We start from the raw sequence: 17,138 nt of genomic DNA, 5'->3' as shown, positions 1-17,138 counted from the left end.
CATGAGTGAAGCTCCAAAAAAACGTTGGTATGTAGTTCAAGCCTTTTCTGGCTTTGAAGGTCGTGTTGCACAGTCGCTACGCGAGCATATTAAAATGCACAACATGGAAGAACTATTTGGCGATGTGCTAGTACCTACTGAAGAAGTAGTGGAAATGCGTGCTGGCCAACGTCGTAAAAGTGAACGTAAATTCTTCCCTGGCTACGTATTAGTTCAAATGATCATGAATGATGAATCATGGCACTTAGTACGCAGCATTCCGCGTGTTATGGGCTTCATTGGTGGTACCTCTGATCGTCCTGCACCAATCACTGATAAAGAAGCTGATGCTATCTTGAACCGTCTAGAGAAAGCGAGCGAGTCTCCACGTCCTAAGACAATGTTCGAAGCGGGTGAAGTGGTTCGTGTGAACGATGGTCCATTTGCTGACTTCAACGGTACTGTTGAAGAAGTAGATTACGAGAAAAGCCGCATTAAGGTATCTGTATCGATCTTTGGTCGTGCAACACCAGTTGAGCTTGAATTTGGTCAGGTTGAAAAACTGGACTAAAACTCTGACCTTTGAGCAAGCTGTGGATAAATACTTCATAAGTTGTTCAAAATAAAAGAGTATAAAAAATCACCTTTTTAGGGTTGTTAAAGGCGCGAATTATGATTATAATTTCGCGCCTTTTTGCTTCTTCGGAAGTAAAAAAGAGTTAATTGAATTTATGGGGAGCTCGCCTTACGGCTAGCGCATGTACCCAAAATATTAGGAAATATCATGGCTAAGAAAGTTGAAGCTTATATCAAACTGCAAGTTGCAGCTGGTATGGCAAACCCAAGTCCACCGGTTGGTCCTGCTCTAGGTCAACACGGCGTGAACATCATGGAATTCTGTAAAGCGTTCAACGCAAAAACAGAGTCTGTTGAGAAAGGTCTACCTACTCCAGTAGTTATTACTGTTTACAACGACCGTTCTTTCACGTTCGTAACTAAGACTCCACCTGCTGCTGTTCTTCTTAAGAAAGCTGCTGGCGTTAAGTCTGGTTCAGGTCGTCCAAACACTGAGAAAGTTGGTACTGTAACTGACGCTCAAGTACAGGAAATCGCAGAAACTAAAGCTGCTGATATGACTGGTGCTGACATCGAAGCAATGAAGCGTTCTATTGCTGGTACTGCTCGTTCAATGGGCCTAGTGGTAGAGGGATAAGATCATGGCTAAACTTACTAAGCGTATGCGCGTAATCCGCGACAAAGTTGACGCGACTAAAGAATACGAAATCAACGAAGCTGTTGCTCTTCTTAAAGAACTAGCGACTGCTAAATTCGTTGAGTCTGTAGATGTTGCTGTTAACCTAGGCATCGATGCTCGTAAATCTGACCAAAACGTTCGTGGCGCAACTGTGCTACCTCACGGTACTGGCCGTGACATCCGTGTTGCTGTGTTCACTCAAGGTGCAAACGCAGAAGCAGCTAAAGCAGCTGGCGCAGATATCGTTGGTATGGAAGATCTTGCTGAGCAAGTGAAAAAAGGCGAAATGAACTTCGACGTTGTTGTTGCTTCTCCAGATGCAATGCGTGTTGTTGGTCAACTAGGTACAATCCTAGGTCCACGCGGCCTTATGCCAAACCCTAAAGTTGGTACTGTAACTCCTAACGTTGCTGAAGCGGTTAAGAACGCTAAAGCTGGTCAGGTTCGTTACCGTAACGACAAGAACGGCATCATCCACACTACTATCGGTAAAGCATCTTTCGAAGCTAACCAGCTTCAAGAGAACCTAGAAGCTCTTCTAGTTGCTCTTAAGAAAGCTAAGCCTTCTTCAGCTAAGGGTACTTACCTGAAGAAAGTAAGCATCTCTACTACGATGGGTGCTGGTGTTGCTGTTGATCAAGCTAGTCTTGACACTCAAGCAAACTAATTTGCTTAGGCGCAGATTTAGTGTATACTTCTGCGCCTAATATTTGTGGTTGGGTGGTTTTGAAGCAATTTGAAATCATCTATCCCAAGACCGTAGGCGCTGTCGATTTTCATTAGATTATTGATAGCTTAATAAAACCTACGTAGGCGATGTTGTGGTTTGAAGTGAATTTATTCATTTTTAAATAACATCGTAAACGCTCATTACATTTTGTATTGAGTGCTGTAATCACAACCAGAGGTTAATCCAAATGGCTTTAAATCTTCAAGACAAAAAAGCAATTGTTGCTGAAGTCAACGAAGCTGCCAGTGGTGCACTTTCTGCAGTTGTAGCTGATTCTCGTGGCGTTGAAGTTGGCGCAATGACTTCTCTACGTAAACAAGCTCGCGAAGCGGGTGTTTACATGAAAGTTGTTCGTAACACACTAGCACGCCGTGCGGTTCAGGGTACAGACTACGAGTGTCTAGTAGACACTTTCACTGGTCCAACTCTGATCGCATTCTCTAATGAGCACCCAGGTGCTGCAGCGCGTCTTTTCAAAGACTTCGCTAAAGAGAATAAAGATTTCGAGATCAAAGCTGCTGCATTTGAAGGCGCAGTTACTGATGCTGAAGTACTAGCGACACTACCAACTTACGACGAAGCTATCGCACGCCTAATGATGTGCATGAAAGAAGCTTCTGCTGGCAAGCTGGTTCGTACTATCGCTGCTGTTCGCGACCAAAAAGAAGAAGCTGCGGCATAAGCCTTGCTTTTCACTGGTTGCTATTTAAACTTATTGTTGACTTAAAAGAGAATTGTTATGTCTATTACTAACGAGCAAATCCTAGACGCAGTTGCAGAAATGTCTGTAATGCAAGTTGTTGAGCTTATCGAAGCTATGGAAGAGAAATTCGGCGTTACTGCAGCTGCTGCTGTTGTAGCTGGCGGCGCAGCTGGCGGTGACGCTGCTGCTGAGCAAACTGAATTCGACGTTATCCTAACTGCTGCTGGCGCTAACAAAGTACAAGTTATCAAAGCTGTACGTGGCGCAACTGGCCTAGGTCTTAAAGAAGCTAAAGGTCTTGTAGACTCAGCTCCTGCAGCGCTTAAAGAAGGCGTTGACAAAGCTGAAGCTGAAGCTCTTAAAGCACAGCTAGAAGAAGCTGGCGCTTCTGTTGAAATCAAGTAATTATTACTTAATTTCATAGCCGCAAGGCTAATGGCTGGTGGTTTATTAACCACCGGCCTTTTTGCGCTGTAGGGCTATGACGAAATTTCCGCTGTTTAACCGTCATAATCCGAGCAAAAAAACAGTCATTTTTTCGAAATGATTGTTCACTACCACTAAACAGCTGTTTGTCACCACCCCCTCTGAAGAGTGTTTTGGGTGGTTTGGGTCACTTATCAGCGAGCTGAGGAACCCCATGGTTTACTCTTATACCGAGAAAAAGCGCATCCGTAAGGATTTTGGTACTCGTCCACAAGTTTTGGACATTCCATACCTGTTATCGATCCAGCTTGATTCTTTCGACAAATTCATCGAACAGGATCCAGAAGGTCAATACGGTCTTGAAGCTGCTTTCCGTTCTGTATTTCCAATTCAGAGCTACAACGGCAATTCTGAGCTGCAATACGTTAGCTACCGTCTTGGTGAGCCAGTTTTTGACGTTAAAGAATGTCAAATCCGCGGTGTTACTTACTCAAAGCCACTACGCGTAAAACTACGTCTAGTTATCTTTGATCGAGATGCACCAGCAGGTACTGTAAAAGACATTAAAGAACAAGAAGTCTACATGGGCGAAATTCCGCTTATGACAGACAATGGTACTTTCGTAATTAATGGTACCGAGAGGGTTATCGTATCCCAGCTGCACCGAAGCCCAGGCGTGTTCTTCGACAGTGATAAGGGTAAGACCCACTCATCAGGTAAAGTTCTTTATAACGCACGTGTAATTCCTTACCGTGGCTCATGGTTAGACTTTGAGTTCGATCCTAAGGATAACTTATTCGTACGTATCGACCGTCGTCGTAAGCTACCAGCATCGATTATTCTTCGTGCACTTGGTAAATCGACTGAAGAGATCCTTGATCTGTTCTTCGACAAAGTGAACTTCGAAGTTAAAGACCAAACTCTTCTTATGGAGTTGGTTCCTGATCGTCTACGTGGTGAAACTGCGTCATTCGACATCGAAGCAAACGGCAAAACTTACGTTGAGACTGGTCGTCGTGTTACTGCTCGCCATATCCGTCAACTTGAAAAAGATGGCGTTGAGCACATCGAAGTACCAGTAGAGTACATCGTTGGTAAAGTTGCATCTAAAGATTACATCAATGAAGCAACTGGCGAGATCATCGTTGGCGCGAACCAAGAGATTAGCCTAGAAGCACTTGCTAACCTGTCTCAAGCAGGCCACAAGGCTCTACAAACTCTGTTCACGAATGACCTAGATCACGGTCCATTCATGTCAGACACTCTACGTGCAGATAGCACAGTAGATCGCATCTCTGCATTGGTAGAAATCTACCGCATGATGCGTCCTGGCGAGCCACCAACGAAAGAAGCTGCAGAGTCTCTATTCGAAAGCCTATTCTTCTCTGAAGAACGTTACGACCTATCAACTGTAGGTCGTATGAAGTTCAACAGCTCTATCGAGCGTGAAGAAGAAGAAGAGCGCGGTACTCTGGATGAATCAGACATCATCGAAGTGATGAAGAAACTGATTGGTATCCGTAACGGTATTGGTGAAGTGGACGATATCGACCACCTTGGCAACCGTCGTATCCGTTCTGTAGGTGAAATGGCAGAAAACCAATTCCGTGTTGGTCTAGTTCGTGTAGAACGTGCCGTTAAAGAACGCCTAAGCCTTGGTGACCTTGATGCAATCATGCCTCAAGATCTTATCAACGCTAAGCCGATCTCTGCTGCAGTTAAAGAATTCTTTGGCTCTTCACAGCTTTCACAGTTCATGGACCAAAACAACCCATTGTCAGAAGTTACGCACAAACGTCGTATCTCTGCTTTAGGTCCTGGTGGTCTTACTCGTGAGCGCGCAGGCTTCGAAGTACGTGACGTTCACGTAACTCACTACGGTCGTCTATGTCCGATCGAAACGCCTGAAGGTCCAAACATCGGTCTAATTAACTCGCTATCTGCGTTTGCACGTTGTAACGATTACGGTTTCCTAGAAACTCCGTACCGTCGTGTAGTTGATGGTGTAGTAACAGAAGAAGTTGATTACCTGTCTGCAATCCAGGAAGGTCAATTCGTAATCGCGCAAGCAAACACCATTCTTACTGAAGAAGGTACGTTTGCAGATGAGCTAATCACAGCTCGTCAAAAAGGTGAATCTGGTCTTCACCCACGCGATCACGTTGACTACATGGACGTTGCGACAAACCAAGTTGTATCTATCGCTGCTTCGCTTATCCCGTTCCTAGAACACGATGATGCGAACCGTGCATTGATGGGTGCCAACATGCAACGTCAAGCTGTACCAACACTTAAGGCTGATAAGCCTCTAGTAGGTACGGGTATCGAACGTAACATCGCAGTTGACTCTGGTGTTACAGCAGTTGCTAAACGTGGTGGTCAAGTTCAGTCTGTAGACGCTTCTCGTATCGTAGTTAAGGTTAACGAAGATGAATTGGTACCTGGCGAAGCTGGTATCGATATCTACAACCTAACTAAGTACACGCGTTCGAACCAAAACACATGTATTAACCAACGTCCAACTGTACTTCCAGGTGAACCAGTTGCACGCGGCGATGTTCTTGCTGATGGTCCTTCAACAGACCTCGGTGAACTTGCTCTTGGCCAAAACATGCGTATCGCATTCATGCCTTGGAACGGTTACAACTTCGAAGACTCGATCTTAGTATCTGAGCGCGTAGTTCAAGAAGACCGTTTCACGACAATCCACATCCAAGAACTATCTTGTGTGGCTCGTGATACTAAGCTGGGTTCTGAAGAGATCACAGCTGATATTCCAAACGTAGGTGAGTCTGCTCTGTCTAAACTAGACGAGTCAGGTATCGTTTACATTGGTGCTGAAGTTAAGGGTGGCGACATCCTAGTTGGTAAAGTAACCCCTAAAGGTGAAACTCAACTGACTCCTGAAGAGAAGCTACTACGTGCTATCTTCGGTGAGAAAGCATCTGATGTTAAAGATACTTCTCTACGTGTACCAAACTCTGTTTCGGGTACTATCATCGATGTACAAGTCTTCACTCGCGATGGCGTAGAGAAAGACAAGCGTGCACTTGAAATCGAACAGATGCAGCTTAAAGAAGCTAAGAAAGACCTAACTGAAGAGTTCCAAATTCTTGAGGGTGGCCTTCTTAACCGTGTTAAAGCTGTACTTCTGTCTGGTGGTTACTCTGAAGCTAAGCTTGATACTATCGGTCGTAAGCAATGGCTAGAGCAAGTTCTAGAAGACGATGCGCTACAAACACAGCTTGAGCAACTTGCTGAGCAGTGGGATGAGCTAAAAGCAGACTTCGATAAGAAGTTTGAAACTAAGCGTCGTAAAATCACTCAAGGTGATGATCTAGCGCCTGGCGTTCTTAAGATTGTTAAAGTTTACCTAGCGGTTAAACGTCGTATCCAGCCTGGTGATAAGATGGCCGGTCGTCACGGTAACAAAGGTGTAATCTCTAAGATTAACCCTGTTGAAGACATGCCATACGATGAGAAAGGTCAGCCTGTAGACATCGTACTTAACCCGCTGGGTGTACCATCGCGTATGAACATCGGTCAGATCCTAGAAGTTCACTTAGGTTTGGCTGCGAAAGGTATCGGTGACAAGATCAACCAAATGGTTAAGGAACAACAAGAACTGCATAAGTTCCGTGAGTTCCTACAGAAGGTTTACGATCTTGGTGATACTCGTCAGAAAGTTGATATTGCTGAACTGTCTGATGATCAAGTTCGTACACTGATCAAGAACCTACGTGGCGGTCTACCGATTGCTACTCCTGTGTTCGACGGTGCTTCTGAGTCTCTAATCAAAGAACTACTTAAACTGGGTGATCTGCCAGAATCTGGTCAGCTTAAACTGTTTGATGGTCGTACTGGTGATTCGTTTGAGCGTCCTGTAACTGTTGGTTACATGTACATGCTGAAACTGAACCACTTGGTTGATGACAAGATGCACGCTCGTTCAACTGGTTCTTACAGCCTAGTAACTCAGCAACCACTTGGTGGTAAAGCTCAGTTCGGTGGTCAGCGTTTCGGTGAGATGGAAGTATGGGCACTAGAAGCATACGGTGCTGCATATACTCTACAAGAAATGCTAACAGTTAAGTCGGATGACGTTAACGGCCGTACTAAGATGTATAAGAACATCGTAGACGGTAACCATAGCATGGAACCTGGTATGCCTGAGTCGTTCAACGTACTGTTGAAAGAGATTCGCTCGCTAGGTATCAACATCGAGCTAGAAGACGAAGAGTAATCCCTCCTCTTTTTTAAAAGAAGATAGGATTATTTGGTAAAAGGGAGCTTGCTACAGCAGTGAGCTCCTTTAACTCCTTACAGGAGCTGAATGTGAAAGACTTATTAAACTTTCTAAAAGCACAGCATAAGACCGAAGAATTTGATGCAATCAAAATCGGTCTATCTTCACCAGACATGATCCGTTCATGGTCTTTTGGTGAAGTTAAAAAGCCGGAAACAATTAACTATCGTACGTTCAAACCTGAACGAGATGGTCTGTTCTGTGCACGTATTTTTGGTCCAGTTAAAGACTACGAATGTCTTTGTGGCAAATACAAGCGCCTGAAGCACCGTGGTGTTATCTGTGAGAAGTGTGGCGTTGAAGTTACACAAACTAAAGTTCGTCGTGACCGCATGGGCCACATCGAGCTAGCTTCACCAGTTGCTCACATCTGGTTCCTAAAATCACTACCGTCTCGTATCGGTCTACTAATGGATATCCCTCTACGTGATATCGAACGTGTTCTTTACTTCGAGATGTACGTAGTAACTGAACCAGGTATGACTGATCTAGAAAAATCTCAGATGCTTACTGAAGAAGAGTATCTGGATCGTCTAGAAGAGTGGGGTGACGAATTCACTGCTAAGATGGGTGCTGAAGCGATCAAAGATCTGCTTGCAACAATGGACCTTCATCAAGAAGTGGAAGAAATGCGCGAAGAGTTAGAAACAACTAACTCAGAAACTAAGCGTAAAAAAGTTACTAAGCGCCTGAAGCTAGTTGAAGCGTTCATTGCATCGGGTAACGATCCGCAATGGATGATTCTGACTGTACTTCCGGTTCTGCCGCCAGATCTACGTCCTCTAGTACCACTAGATGGCGGTCGTTTTGCGACTTCAGATCTGAACGACCTTTACCGTCGTGTGATCAACCGTAACAACCGTTTGAAGCGTCTTCTAGAGCTAGCTGCTCCGGACATCATCGTACGTAACGAAAAACGTATGCTGCAAGAGTCTGTTGATGCACTTCTAGATAACGGTCGTCGTGGTCGTGCTATCACTGGTTCGAACAAGCGTCCTCTGAAATCTCTTGCTGATATGATCAAGGGTAAACAGGGTCGTTTCCGTCAGAACCTTCTAGGTAAACGTGTAGACTACTCTGGCCGTTCTGTAATCACAGTAGGTCCATACCTTCGTCTACATCAGTGTGGTCTTCCTAAGAAGATGGCACTTGAGCTATTTAAGCCGTTCATCTACAGCAAGCTAGAAACTCGTGGCATGGCTACGACAATCAAAGCTGCTAAGAAGATGGTAGAGCGCGAAGAAGCTATCGTTTGGGATATCCTAGACGAAGTAATCCGCGAACACCCAGTACTGCTTAACCGTGCACCTACACTTCACCGTCTAGGTATCCAAGCGTTTGAACCAGTACTAATCGAAGGTAAAGCGATTCAGCTTCACCCACTAGTGTGTGCGGCATACAACGCCGACTTCGATGGTGACCAAATGGCGGTACACGTGCCTCTAACTCTAGAAGCACAGCTTGAAGCACGTACACTGATGATGTCGACGAATAACATTCTGTCGCCAGCGTCAGGTGATCCGATCATCGTACCTTCTCAGGACGTTGTATTGGGTCTTTACTACATGACACGTGACAAGATCAACGTGAAAGGCGAAGGTATGTACCTTGCTGGCCCTGCTGAGGCTGAAAAGGCATACCGTACTAAGACTGCTGAGTTACACGCTCGCGTTAAAGTACGTATCACCGAGACTGTAGTAGACGAAGATGGTAACAGCACTACTGAAACGAAGATGGTTGATACAACTGTCGGCCGTGCAATGCTATGGCAAATCGTTCCAGCTGGTCTACCGTACAGCATCGTTAACCAAAAGTTAGGTAAGAAGCAGATCTCTACTCTTCTTAACGAGTGTTACCGTAAGCTTGGTCTAAAAGATACAGTAGTATTTGCTGACCAAATCATGTACGCAGGTTTTGCATACGCTGCACTTTCTGGTGTTTCTGTAGGTATCGACGATATGGTTGTACCTCAAGCGAAATACGATGAAATTGAATCTGCTGAAGAAGAAGTTCGCGAAATCCAAGAGCAATTCCAATCTGGTCTTGTTACTGCGGGTGAGCGTTACAACAAAGTTATCGATATCTGGGCATCTACGAATGACCGCGTTGCGAAAGCAATGATGGATAACCTATCTTCTGAAACAGTTATCAACCGTGACGGCGAAGAAGAACAGCAAGAATCGTTCAACAGCATCTACATGATGGCCGACTCGGGCGCACGTGGTTCTGCAGCTCAGATTCGTCAGCTAGCAGGTATGCGTGGTCTGATGGCGCGTCCAGATGGTTCAATCATCGAAACGCCGATCACAGCGAACTTTAAAGAAGGCCTAAACGTCCTTCAGTACTTTATCTCAACGCACGGTGCTCGTAAGGGTCTTGCGGATACAGCACTGAAAACAGCAAACTCGGGTTACCTAACTCGTCGTCTAGTAGACGTTGCTCAAGACGTTGTAGTACACGAACATGACTGTGGCACGCATGAAGGTATCGACATGATGCCTCACATCGAAGGTGGTGACGTTAAAGTTGCACTTTCTGAGCTTGCTCTAGGTCGTGTAGTAGCTGAAGACGTTCTTAAGCCTGGTACTGAAGATGTACTGATTCCACGTAATACTCTGATTGATGAGAAGTGGTGTCAAATCATGGAAGACAACTCAGTAGATAGCATGAAAGTGCGCTCTGTTGTTACCTGTGATGCAGACTTCGGTTGTTGTGCGCAGTGTTACGGTCGTGACCTAGCACGTGGTCACCTAGTGAACCAAGGTGAAGCAGTTGGTGTTATCGCTGCACAATCTATCGGTGAACCGGGTACACAGCTAACGATGCGTACGTTCCACATCGGTGGTGCGGCATCTACTGCAGCAGCAGAGAACAGCATCCAAGCTAAGACAACTGGTACTGTGAAACTTCACAATGCTAAGTTCGTAGTTAACAAAGATAAGAAACTGGTTATCACTTCTCGTGCATCTGAGATGACGATTATTGATGAATTCGGCCGTACTAAAGAGAAGCACAAACTTCCTTACGGCTCGATGCTAACCAAAGGCGACAACGCAGCAGTTACTACTGGTGAAGTTGTAGCTAACTGGGAAGCGCATACCATGCCAATCATCACTGAAGTGGCAGGTCGTATCCAATTCGTAGATATGATCGATGGTATTACAGTTTCTCGTCAAACTGACGATCTAACGGGTCTTTCTTCAAGTGAAGTTACAGACGCAGCAGCTCGCCCAGCAGCAGGTAAAGATATGCGTCCAGCTATCAAACTTGTTGATGAGCAAGGTAACGACGTAATGATCCCTGGTACTGATATGCCAGCTCACTACTTCCTACCTGGCAAAGCGATTGTAAACATTGAAGATGGCGCTGAAGTTGGCATTGGTGACACACTATCTCGTATCCCTCAAAAATCGAGCGGAAACAAAGATATCACCGGTGGTCTACCACGCGTAGCTGACCTATTCGAAGCTCGTAAGCCTAAAGAGCCTGCGATCCTTGCTGAGCACACAGGTACTGTGTCTTTCGGTAAAGAAACGAAAGGTAAGCGTCGTCTAGTAATCACTCGTGAAGGCGGTGACGCTTACGAAGAGATGATTCCTAAGCATCGTCAATTGAACGTGTTCGAAGGTGAGAAGATTGAACGTGGTGATGTAATCGCCGACGGTCCTGAAACTCCACACGATATCCTGCGTCTACGTGGTATCCACGCAGTAACTCAGTACATCGCGAACGAAGTTCAAGAAGTTTACCGCTTACAAGGCGTAAAGATTAACGATAAGCACATCGAGACTATCGTTCGTCAAATGCTACGTAAGTGTACAATCACTCATTCTGGTGACTCTCCGTTCCTACCTGGCGAACAAGTTGAGTACCACAATGTTAAGATTGCTAACCGTAAGCTAGAAGCTGAAGGTAAAGAACTAGTACGTTTCGAACGTGATCTACTAGGTATTACTAAAGCATCTCTTGCAACTGAGTCATTCATCTCAGCTGCATCGTTCCAAGAAACGACTCGCGTACTAACAGAAGCTGCGGTTTCTGGTAAGCGTGATGACCTTCGCGGTCTGAAAGAGAACGTAATTGTTGGTCGTCTGATCCCAGCTGGTACTGGTTTCGCATACCACCAAGAGCGTCAAAAGCAACGTGAAGAAGAGCAAGAAGGTCCTTCAGCTGAACAAGCTACTGACAACCTAGCAGCACTTCTAAACGCTGGTTTCTCTTCAGAAGAGTAAGCTCTACGAGTAGTCTCTAAGAGATAAGAAAAAGGCACCTTTGGGTGCCTTTTTTGTATCTGGCGTATTGGTGTTTAACGAGGGCCTATAGATTAGAATTTGATAGGTTTGCTTGATTGCTTGATTGCTTGGCTGGTGGACTTAGTCACGAGTACTTTTTCGAAGGTAGTTTTGAGTGTTTGCAGCAAGAGCATGAGGGTGAAACTGGTGACAAGTGTTAAGTCTGGTTATCGCAAAACATCAGAGTAGGGACGAACCAATAACCTCTGGTAGAAGAGTTGGATGTTTTAGGTAACGATACAGACAAAACAAAAAGCTTGCACAGAGGCAAGCTTAGAAGATGTTAAGCCATTACGCTCCTGGTGGGACCGCTAGGCTGTCGGCAATTTGTTGTATCAGTTGGTCTTCAACCGCAAATCTCGCCTCAAGAATCTCACCAACGAGTGATAGCTCACTATCAAAGCTTTCTAATGTATCGGTCGCTTCAATGGCAGCGTATTTATCGGTGAAGTTGAGCAGTGGATCTGTGGTAAGAACGATATGACCATAAGATTGGTTGATTTCGTCTGTTGCTTTGAAGCCAGTAGACTGCCATTTATCCATCACCATGTCATAGATTTTGAAATGACCTTCAGAGATGTAATCAACAAGGTGTTGGCTGAATTTTTGGAGCTCTTCTGGAGAAGGCAGTTCGGTGATTGCAGTTGCTTTCGACGATGAAGGCTGCAGCGCGGCAAGCTTACAATACTCAACGATTAGAGACTGTCGAGTTTCGAGCCAATGATCGATGACCTCATTAGAGCCACCCCATTGTTCTTGTATTTGTTTGAATTTATTTAGCATGACCATGTCCTCATGATCTGATCACAACCTTGTGATCAAGTAATTGCCTAAGCAGGGTCCGTTTTATTGGTAGCTACTAAAAGTAATAGCTTGAAATATTCTCTGCTACAACTCTAGTATGAAATTAGATTGCCAGTAAAATGAACGAACTGCAAGCAATGAGGCATAGGGATGTTAAAAAAAAGTGATAAAAAAATGACAGAGCAAGCTTATTGGTGCGTCGTTTCTGGTAGTGATATTTGGGTTAATAATGATCAGTTTCCGTTTGGCTCTGCTGAAGAGCTAGGGCTGAGTATTGAGCATGCAATCTGTATTGGTCAACATCAAGGTCGCAAGGTGTATTGGCTCAACGATTGTGATGTGGAGAATAAGTTGAGCATGGTCAGCCTAAGAGAGTTGCTGCACTGGCCTGAAGCGAGTTTCTTGACTGCAAGCAAAGCCATCCAATATGGGCATATGACTCAAAGTATGCGCTTTTGCCCTCAATGTGGCGGCCGTAATCACCTCAATCATAACCAGGTGGCGATGCAGTGTGGAGATTGCCGCACGCTTCATTATCCTCGTATCTTCCCGTGCATCATTGTCGCTGTACGAAACCACAACAAGATATTGCTTGCGCAGCACCCAAGACATAAAACAGGCATGTATACCGTGATAGCGGGCTTCCTAGAGGTTGGAGAGACTCTAGAGCAGTGTGTGGCAAGGGAAGTCAAAGAAGAAACGGGTATCGATGTCGGTAATATTCGTTACTTTGGCAGCCAACCATGGGCGTTTCCATCGAGTATGATGATGGGCTTTCTCGCAGATTATGCGGGTGGCACGCTTAAGCCAGACTACAGTGAGCTTTCGGATGCTCAATGGTTTGACGTAACAAGTCTGCCTGATGTTGCTCCTGTTGGAACTATTGCGAGACAGTTGATTGAGAAAACAGTTAATGACGTGGTAAAAGTTGGTGTTACGGAGCAGATGCTAGAGCGCTAATTTACCTGTGATAGTATTTGGGCTATGGGTGGTCAAAAGCTAAAAAAAACCCTCCACAAGTGGAGGGGGTAAGTAAGATGTCGTTATGAGATGCTGAGTAGTGACTACTCAGATGTTATAATTGTAATTTTCGCTAGCGAACAAATTTTTAACATGCTCCCGTAATTGGGTGCAAATTAAGCATTGATTTAAAAGTTAATAACTTGATCTAGGTTGCAAAGCACACAGCTTTTACCCTTCAATCAGTGTTAGAATACTTGCCATCAAAACTAGACAAGATTGAATTGGAATTTAACGGAATGACCGAATTAAAAAACGATCGCTATTTACGCGCACTTTTAAAACAGCCTGTTGATTACACACCGGTATGGATGATGCGCCAAGCTGGCCGATATCTTCCTGAGTACAAAGCAACGCGCGCTGAAGCGGGCGATTTCATGTCTTTGTGCAAAAACGCGGAACTGGCATCAGAAGTAACACTTCAACCTTTACGTCGTTTCCCGCTTGATGCGGCAATCTTGTTCTCAGACATCCTAACTATCCCTGATGCAATGGGCTTAGGTTTGTACTTTGAAACAGGTGAAGGTCCTAAGTTTGAGCGTCCTATCACGTGTAAAGCTGACGTAGAGAAGATTGGCTTACCCGATCCAGAAGGTGAGCTTCAATACGTAATGAATGCCGTTCGTCAGATCCGTAAAGACCTGAAAGGCGAAGTGCCGCTGATTGGTTTCTCTGGTAGCCCATGGACTCTAGCGACATACATGGTTGAAGGTGGGAGCTCTAAAGCATTCACTAAGATCAAAAAGATGATGTACGCAGAACCACAAACACTGCACCTGCTTCTAGACAAGCTGGCTGACAGTGTTATCGAATACCTGAACGCGCAAATTAAAGCGGGTGCTCAATCAGTAATGGTATTTGATACATGGGGTGGTGTACTGACTCCTCGTGACTACAACCTATTCTCACTGCAATACATGCACAAAATCGTTGATGGCTTAATCCGTGAAAACGAAGGTCGTCGTGTACCGGTTACTTTGTTCACTAAGAACGGTGGCATGTGGCTTGAGTCTATCGCAGCAACAGGTTGTGATGCGGTTGGTCTAGACTGGACAATCAACATCGCAGATGCAAAAGCTCGCATCGGCGACAAAGTTGCTCTGCAAGGTAACATGGATCCTTCAATGCTTTACGCTCAGCCTGAACGTATTCGCGAAGAAGTGGGCAGCATCCTTGAAGGCTTCGGCGACGGTGGTACAGGTCATGTATTTAACCTAGGCCACGGTATCCACTTAGATGTACCGCCAGAGAACGCTGGTGTATTCGTTGACGCTGTTCACGAATTGTCTAAGCCTTACCACAAGTAATTCTGAGTAAGATGATTGAAAGCGCTGTTGGGAAACCAACGGCGCTTTTTTATTGCCTGAAATTGGCATTTGATGGCGGTTTAATCTTGTTGTGTGCAGTTAATTAGGTATTTGGATCATGGTAGGCCAAATGCTCTGAGATGTGTTTCCTGATATAAGGAATGACTTCATTTTCAAACCAAGGGTTCTTCTTGAGCCAGATATTATTGCGTGGCGAAGGGTGGGGTAATGGCAAAAACTCAGGCGCCCACCTTTGCCAATCACGCACGGTTTCGGTCAATGTGCTGGTGGTTTTGTTTGTTAGGTAATGGTTTTGTGCGTACTGGCCAATCAGCAATGTCATTTGAATATTGGGTAGAGATTGCAGCACTTTGTTATGCCAAAGCTCCGCGCACTCTTTGCGTGGTGGAAGATCACCACTTTTCCCTTTCCCCGGATAACAAAACCCCATAGGCACAATCGCGACTTTTTGCTCGTCGTAAAAAGTATCGCTATCTATCCCTAACCATCCTCTTAATCGTTCGCCACTCGCGTCATTCCAAGGGATGGACGACTCATGCACCTTGATACCCGGCGCTTGACCTATGATCAGCAAGCGCGCGTTTTGATGTGCTTGAATCACCGGGTTAACACCGTGTGATAGGTGAGGCTCACAAGCTCGGCATTGTCGAATCTCTTTAAGTAACGAAGAGGACATCAGTAACCTTTATCAAAATCGATGACATGATTAAGCGTAAAGCCATCTCGCCACTGTTGATAATTCTCTGCGAAGATCTCGACGACTTGTCTTGGCTCACTGAGTGCAGCGATGTGTGGAGTGATGGTGACTTGCGGTAGTTTCCAGAAAGGATGTTCCTGAGAGAGGGGTTCACTTTCAAACACATCTAAAAATGCGTGTTCTACCCATCTGTTTTTTAAGGCGAGCAACAAGGCTTTATTGTCGATGCTTTCCCCTCGACCGACATTAAACAGCAACACATTAGAGCAGTAACCTAACGTGGTTTGGTTCAACAGCTGATAGGTTTCAGCGGTTGATGGCAAGGTGTTGACCACAATATCGGCCTGCTTAAGGGCAGCCTCTATCTCATTGATGTGGAAAGTCTCTTTAAAGGTTTCTTGTTTGGATGGGATGCCCGTACGGTTGACACCTATGGTATGAATGCCAAAAGCCGCCGCGGTTTTTGCCAAATGACTGCCGATTGAACCTGTTCCTAAAATCACCATAGTTTTGTCAGTTAGGCTAGTATAAAGCTGTGGCTGCCAGTTTCGTTGTTGTTGATGCTGGTGGTAATGAGGGAAGTGTCTACAGTGACTGATTGTGTAACCCAATACGTATTCTGCGATAGCCGGGCCAAAGATGCCTTTAACGTTGGTTAGCGTATAGTCCTGACGCAGATCTGGCTGAGTGAGTTTATTGATTCCGGCATAGGTACTCTGTACCCAATCTAGCTCTTTAAACTCGCCGAGGCGCTCTGCGATTAGAGGTGGTGACGCCAAGACAATCTGTGCTGATTCGGGGTATTGAGTGATTTCTAGGTCGGGTAAATCCTGGTTTAGAATCAGTTGCGTATAGGTATCGTCATGCTCAGTAAGAATATAGAGCTTATTCGTAAAATTGTTCATCGGCTTACCTTTTCCCCCCAGGGTTTATCAAGTACACTTTCGCTGTCTTTTTCTGCAATTATTGAGTGACTATGCTTCAGAATCCACTGCAGGTTCGTCTTGAAAAGTTAGAACCTTGGCAACAAATTACCTTTATGGCGTGTCTATGTGAGCGTATGTACCCTAACTATGCCATGTTTTGTGAGAATACAGAATTTGCGGAAGCTCGAATCTATCGTGATGTTTTGGATAGCATTTGGGAAATCCTGACGGTTAAAACAGCAAAGGTGAACTTTGAGCGTCAACTTGAGAAGGTTGAAGAGCTATTCCCTAGCGGTGATGATTTTGATTTTTATGGTGTTTACCCAGCAATGGACGCATGCCAAGGCCTAGCAACACTAATTCATGGCCTGCTTGACCGTGAACATATGTTGGAAGCGGTAATTAAAGTGAGTCAACAATCGGTGAAGACGGTTGCTGAGCTTGAGTTTGCTCAAGGCGCTGAAGAAGTGACCAACGAAAATCAGAAAGAAAACGAAGCGGTGTGTGAAGAGTGGGACGTTCAGTGGGCCATTTTCCGACCTCTACGTGAAACGACTGAGCGTGACTTAGAGTTGATCAAAGACCTACGCCACGAACTGCGTGAAGACTCAGTCAGTAACATTGGTGTTGCGTTATAATTCGCTATCGCACCAAGGTACGAATAAAAACAAA

At 45.1% G+C, this 17,138-nt stretch carries 13 protein-coding genes; 10 read left to right on the top strand and 3 right to left on the bottom strand.

Annotated elements, in window-relative coordinates:
- Position 1 precedes the first annotated feature (1 nt).
- The 7 genes from nusG to rpoC all read left to right on the top strand — a co-directional run bounded on the left by nusG (position 2) and on the right by rpoC (position 11,631).
- A complete protein-coding gene (nusG, locus tag OC193_RS14800) occupies positions 2 to 550 on the top strand; it encodes a transcription termination/antitermination protein NusG (protein ID WP_010435556.1) in 549 nt (182 codons plus the stop codon).
- Positions 551 to 763: 213 nt separating this feature from the next.
- Positions 764 to 1,192, top strand: coding sequence for a 50S ribosomal protein L11 (rplK, locus tag OC193_RS14795; RefSeq protein WP_010435555.1), 429 nt, complete (start codon positions 764 to 766; stop codon positions 1,190 to 1,192).
- Positions 1,193 to 1,196: 4 nt separating this feature from the next.
- Positions 1,197 to 1,901, top strand: a complete 705-nt coding sequence (gene rplA, locus OC193_RS14790; RefSeq protein ID WP_048659214.1) for a 50S ribosomal protein L1 — start codon at positions 1,197 to 1,199, stop codon at positions 1,899 to 1,901.
- Positions 1,902 to 2,151: 250 nt separating this feature from the next.
- Positions 2,152 to 2,646: a 50S ribosomal protein L10 gene (gene rplJ / locus OC193_RS14785; RefSeq protein WP_010435550.1), complete on the top strand. Its 495-nt coding sequence runs from the start codon at positions 2,152 to 2,154 to the stop codon at positions 2,644 to 2,646.
- 57 nt (positions 2,647 to 2,703) lie between these two features.
- Positions 2,704 to 3,072 (top strand): 50S ribosomal protein L7/L12, encoded by a 369-nt coding sequence (gene rplL / locus OC193_RS14780; protein ID WP_017631516.1) that lies wholly within the window; start codon positions 2,704 to 2,706, stop codon positions 3,070 to 3,072.
- 235 nt (positions 3,073 to 3,307) lie between these two features.
- Positions 3,308 to 7,336 (top strand): DNA-directed RNA polymerase subunit beta, encoded by a 4,029-nt coding sequence (gene rpoB / locus OC193_RS14775; protein WP_017060526.1) that lies wholly within the window; start codon positions 3,308 to 3,310, stop codon positions 7,334 to 7,336.
- Positions 7,337 to 7,428: 92 nt separating this feature from the next.
- A complete protein-coding gene (gene rpoC, locus OC193_RS14770) occupies positions 7,429 to 11,631 on the top strand; it encodes a DNA-directed RNA polymerase subunit beta' (RefSeq protein WP_048663029.1) in 4,203 nt (1,400 codons plus the stop codon).
- 351 nt (positions 11,632 to 11,982) lie between these two features.
- Here rpoC and OC193_RS14765 read toward each other — a convergent pair whose 3' ends face one another.
- Entirely contained in the window at positions 11,983 to 12,480 is a 498-nt protein-coding gene (locus tag OC193_RS14765) for an Rsd/AlgQ family anti-sigma factor (protein ID WP_048605474.1), read from the bottom strand.
- 165 nt (positions 12,481 to 12,645) lie between these two features.
- Between OC193_RS14765 and nudC the strand changes: the two genes are divergently transcribed.
- Complete coding sequence (gene nudC, locus OC193_RS14760) at positions 12,646 to 13,455, top strand: NAD(+) diphosphatase (RefSeq protein WP_048663028.1); 810 nt, start codon at positions 12,646 to 12,648, stop codon at positions 13,453 to 13,455.
- A gap of 299 nt (positions 13,456 to 13,754) precedes the next feature.
- The gene (gene hemE, locus OC193_RS14755; protein ID WP_017060530.1) at positions 13,755 to 14,822 is read left to right on the top strand and encodes a uroporphyrinogen decarboxylase; all 1,068 of its coding nucleotides are present in this window, start codon (positions 13,755 to 13,757) and stop codon (positions 14,820 to 14,822) included.
- A gap of 103 nt (positions 14,823 to 14,925) precedes the next feature.
- On the opposite strand, the gene OC193_RS14750 is transcribed toward hemE, so the two are convergent.
- Together OC193_RS14750 and OC193_RS14745 are read right to left on the bottom strand one after the other, a co-directional pair.
- Positions 14,926 to 15,519, bottom strand: a complete 594-nt coding sequence (locus OC193_RS14750; RefSeq protein WP_048663027.1) for a uracil-DNA glycosylase family protein — start codon at positions 15,517 to 15,519, stop codon at positions 14,926 to 14,928.
- The gene (locus OC193_RS14745; protein ID WP_048663026.1) at positions 15,519 to 16,445 is read right to left on the bottom strand and encodes a D-2-hydroxyacid dehydrogenase; all 927 of its coding nucleotides are present in this window, start codon (positions 16,443 to 16,445) and stop codon (positions 15,519 to 15,521) included. Before OC193_RS14745 ends, OC193_RS14750 begins: the two co-directional genes overlap by 1 nt.
- 71 nt (positions 16,446 to 16,516) lie before the next feature.
- Between OC193_RS14745 and OC193_RS14740 the strand changes: the two genes are divergently transcribed.
- The gene (locus OC193_RS14740; protein WP_048663025.1) at positions 16,517 to 17,104 is read left to right on the top strand and encodes a YjaG family protein; all 588 of its coding nucleotides are present in this window, start codon (positions 16,517 to 16,519) and stop codon (positions 17,102 to 17,104) included.
- Positions 17,105 to 17,138 lie beyond the last annotated feature (34 nt).

It is taken from the genome of Vibrio crassostreae (genome assembly GCF_024347415.1).
Taxonomy (GTDB): Bacteria; Pseudomonadota; Gammaproteobacteria; order Enterobacterales; family Vibrionaceae; genus Vibrio; species Vibrio crassostreae.
The sequence above is the reverse complement of the archived record's forward strand: the minus strand, read 5'-3'. Positions and strand labels throughout refer to the sequence as shown.

Excerpts from the sequence above, each read along its gene's own strand:
- nusG (WP_010435556.1), top strand. The coding sequence starts at position 2 with ATGAGTGAAGCTCCAAAAAAACGTTGGTATGTAGTTCAAGCCTTTTCT.
- rplK (WP_010435555.1), top strand. The coding sequence starts at position 764 with ATGGCTAAGAAAGTTGAAGCTTATATCAAACTGCAAGTTGCAGCTGGT.
- rplA (WP_048659214.1), top strand. The coding sequence starts at position 1,197 with ATGGCTAAACTTACTAAGCGTATGCGCGTAATCCGCGACAAAGTTGAC.
- rplJ (WP_010435550.1), top strand. The coding sequence starts at position 2,152 with ATGGCTTTAAATCTTCAAGACAAAAAAGCAATTGTTGCTGAAGTCAAC.
- rplL (WP_017631516.1), top strand. The coding sequence starts at position 2,704 with ATGTCTATTACTAACGAGCAAATCCTAGACGCAGTTGCAGAAATGTCT.
- rpoB (WP_017060526.1), top strand. The coding sequence starts at position 3,308 with ATGGTTTACTCTTATACCGAGAAAAAGCGCATCCGTAAGGATTTTGGT.
- OC193_RS14765 (WP_048605474.1), bottom strand. The coding sequence starts at position 12,480 with ATGGTCATGCTAAATAAATTCAAACAAATACAAGAACAATGGGGTGGC.
- nudC (WP_048663028.1), top strand. The coding sequence starts at position 12,646 with ATGTTAAAAAAAAGTGATAAAAAAATGACAGAGCAAGCTTATTGGTGC.
- hemE (WP_017060530.1), top strand. The coding sequence starts at position 13,755 with ATGACCGAATTAAAAAACGATCGCTATTTACGCGCACTTTTAAAACAG.
- OC193_RS14750 (WP_048663027.1), bottom strand. The coding sequence starts at position 15,519 with ATGTCCTCTTCGTTACTTAAAGAGATTCGACAATGCCGAGCTTGTGAG.
- OC193_RS14745 (WP_048663026.1), bottom strand. The coding sequence starts at position 16,445 with ATGAACAATTTTACGAATAAGCTCTATATTCTTACTGAGCATGACGAT.
- OC193_RS14740 (WP_048663025.1), top strand. The coding sequence starts at position 16,517 with ATGCTTCAGAATCCACTGCAGGTTCGTCTTGAAAAGTTAGAACCTTGG.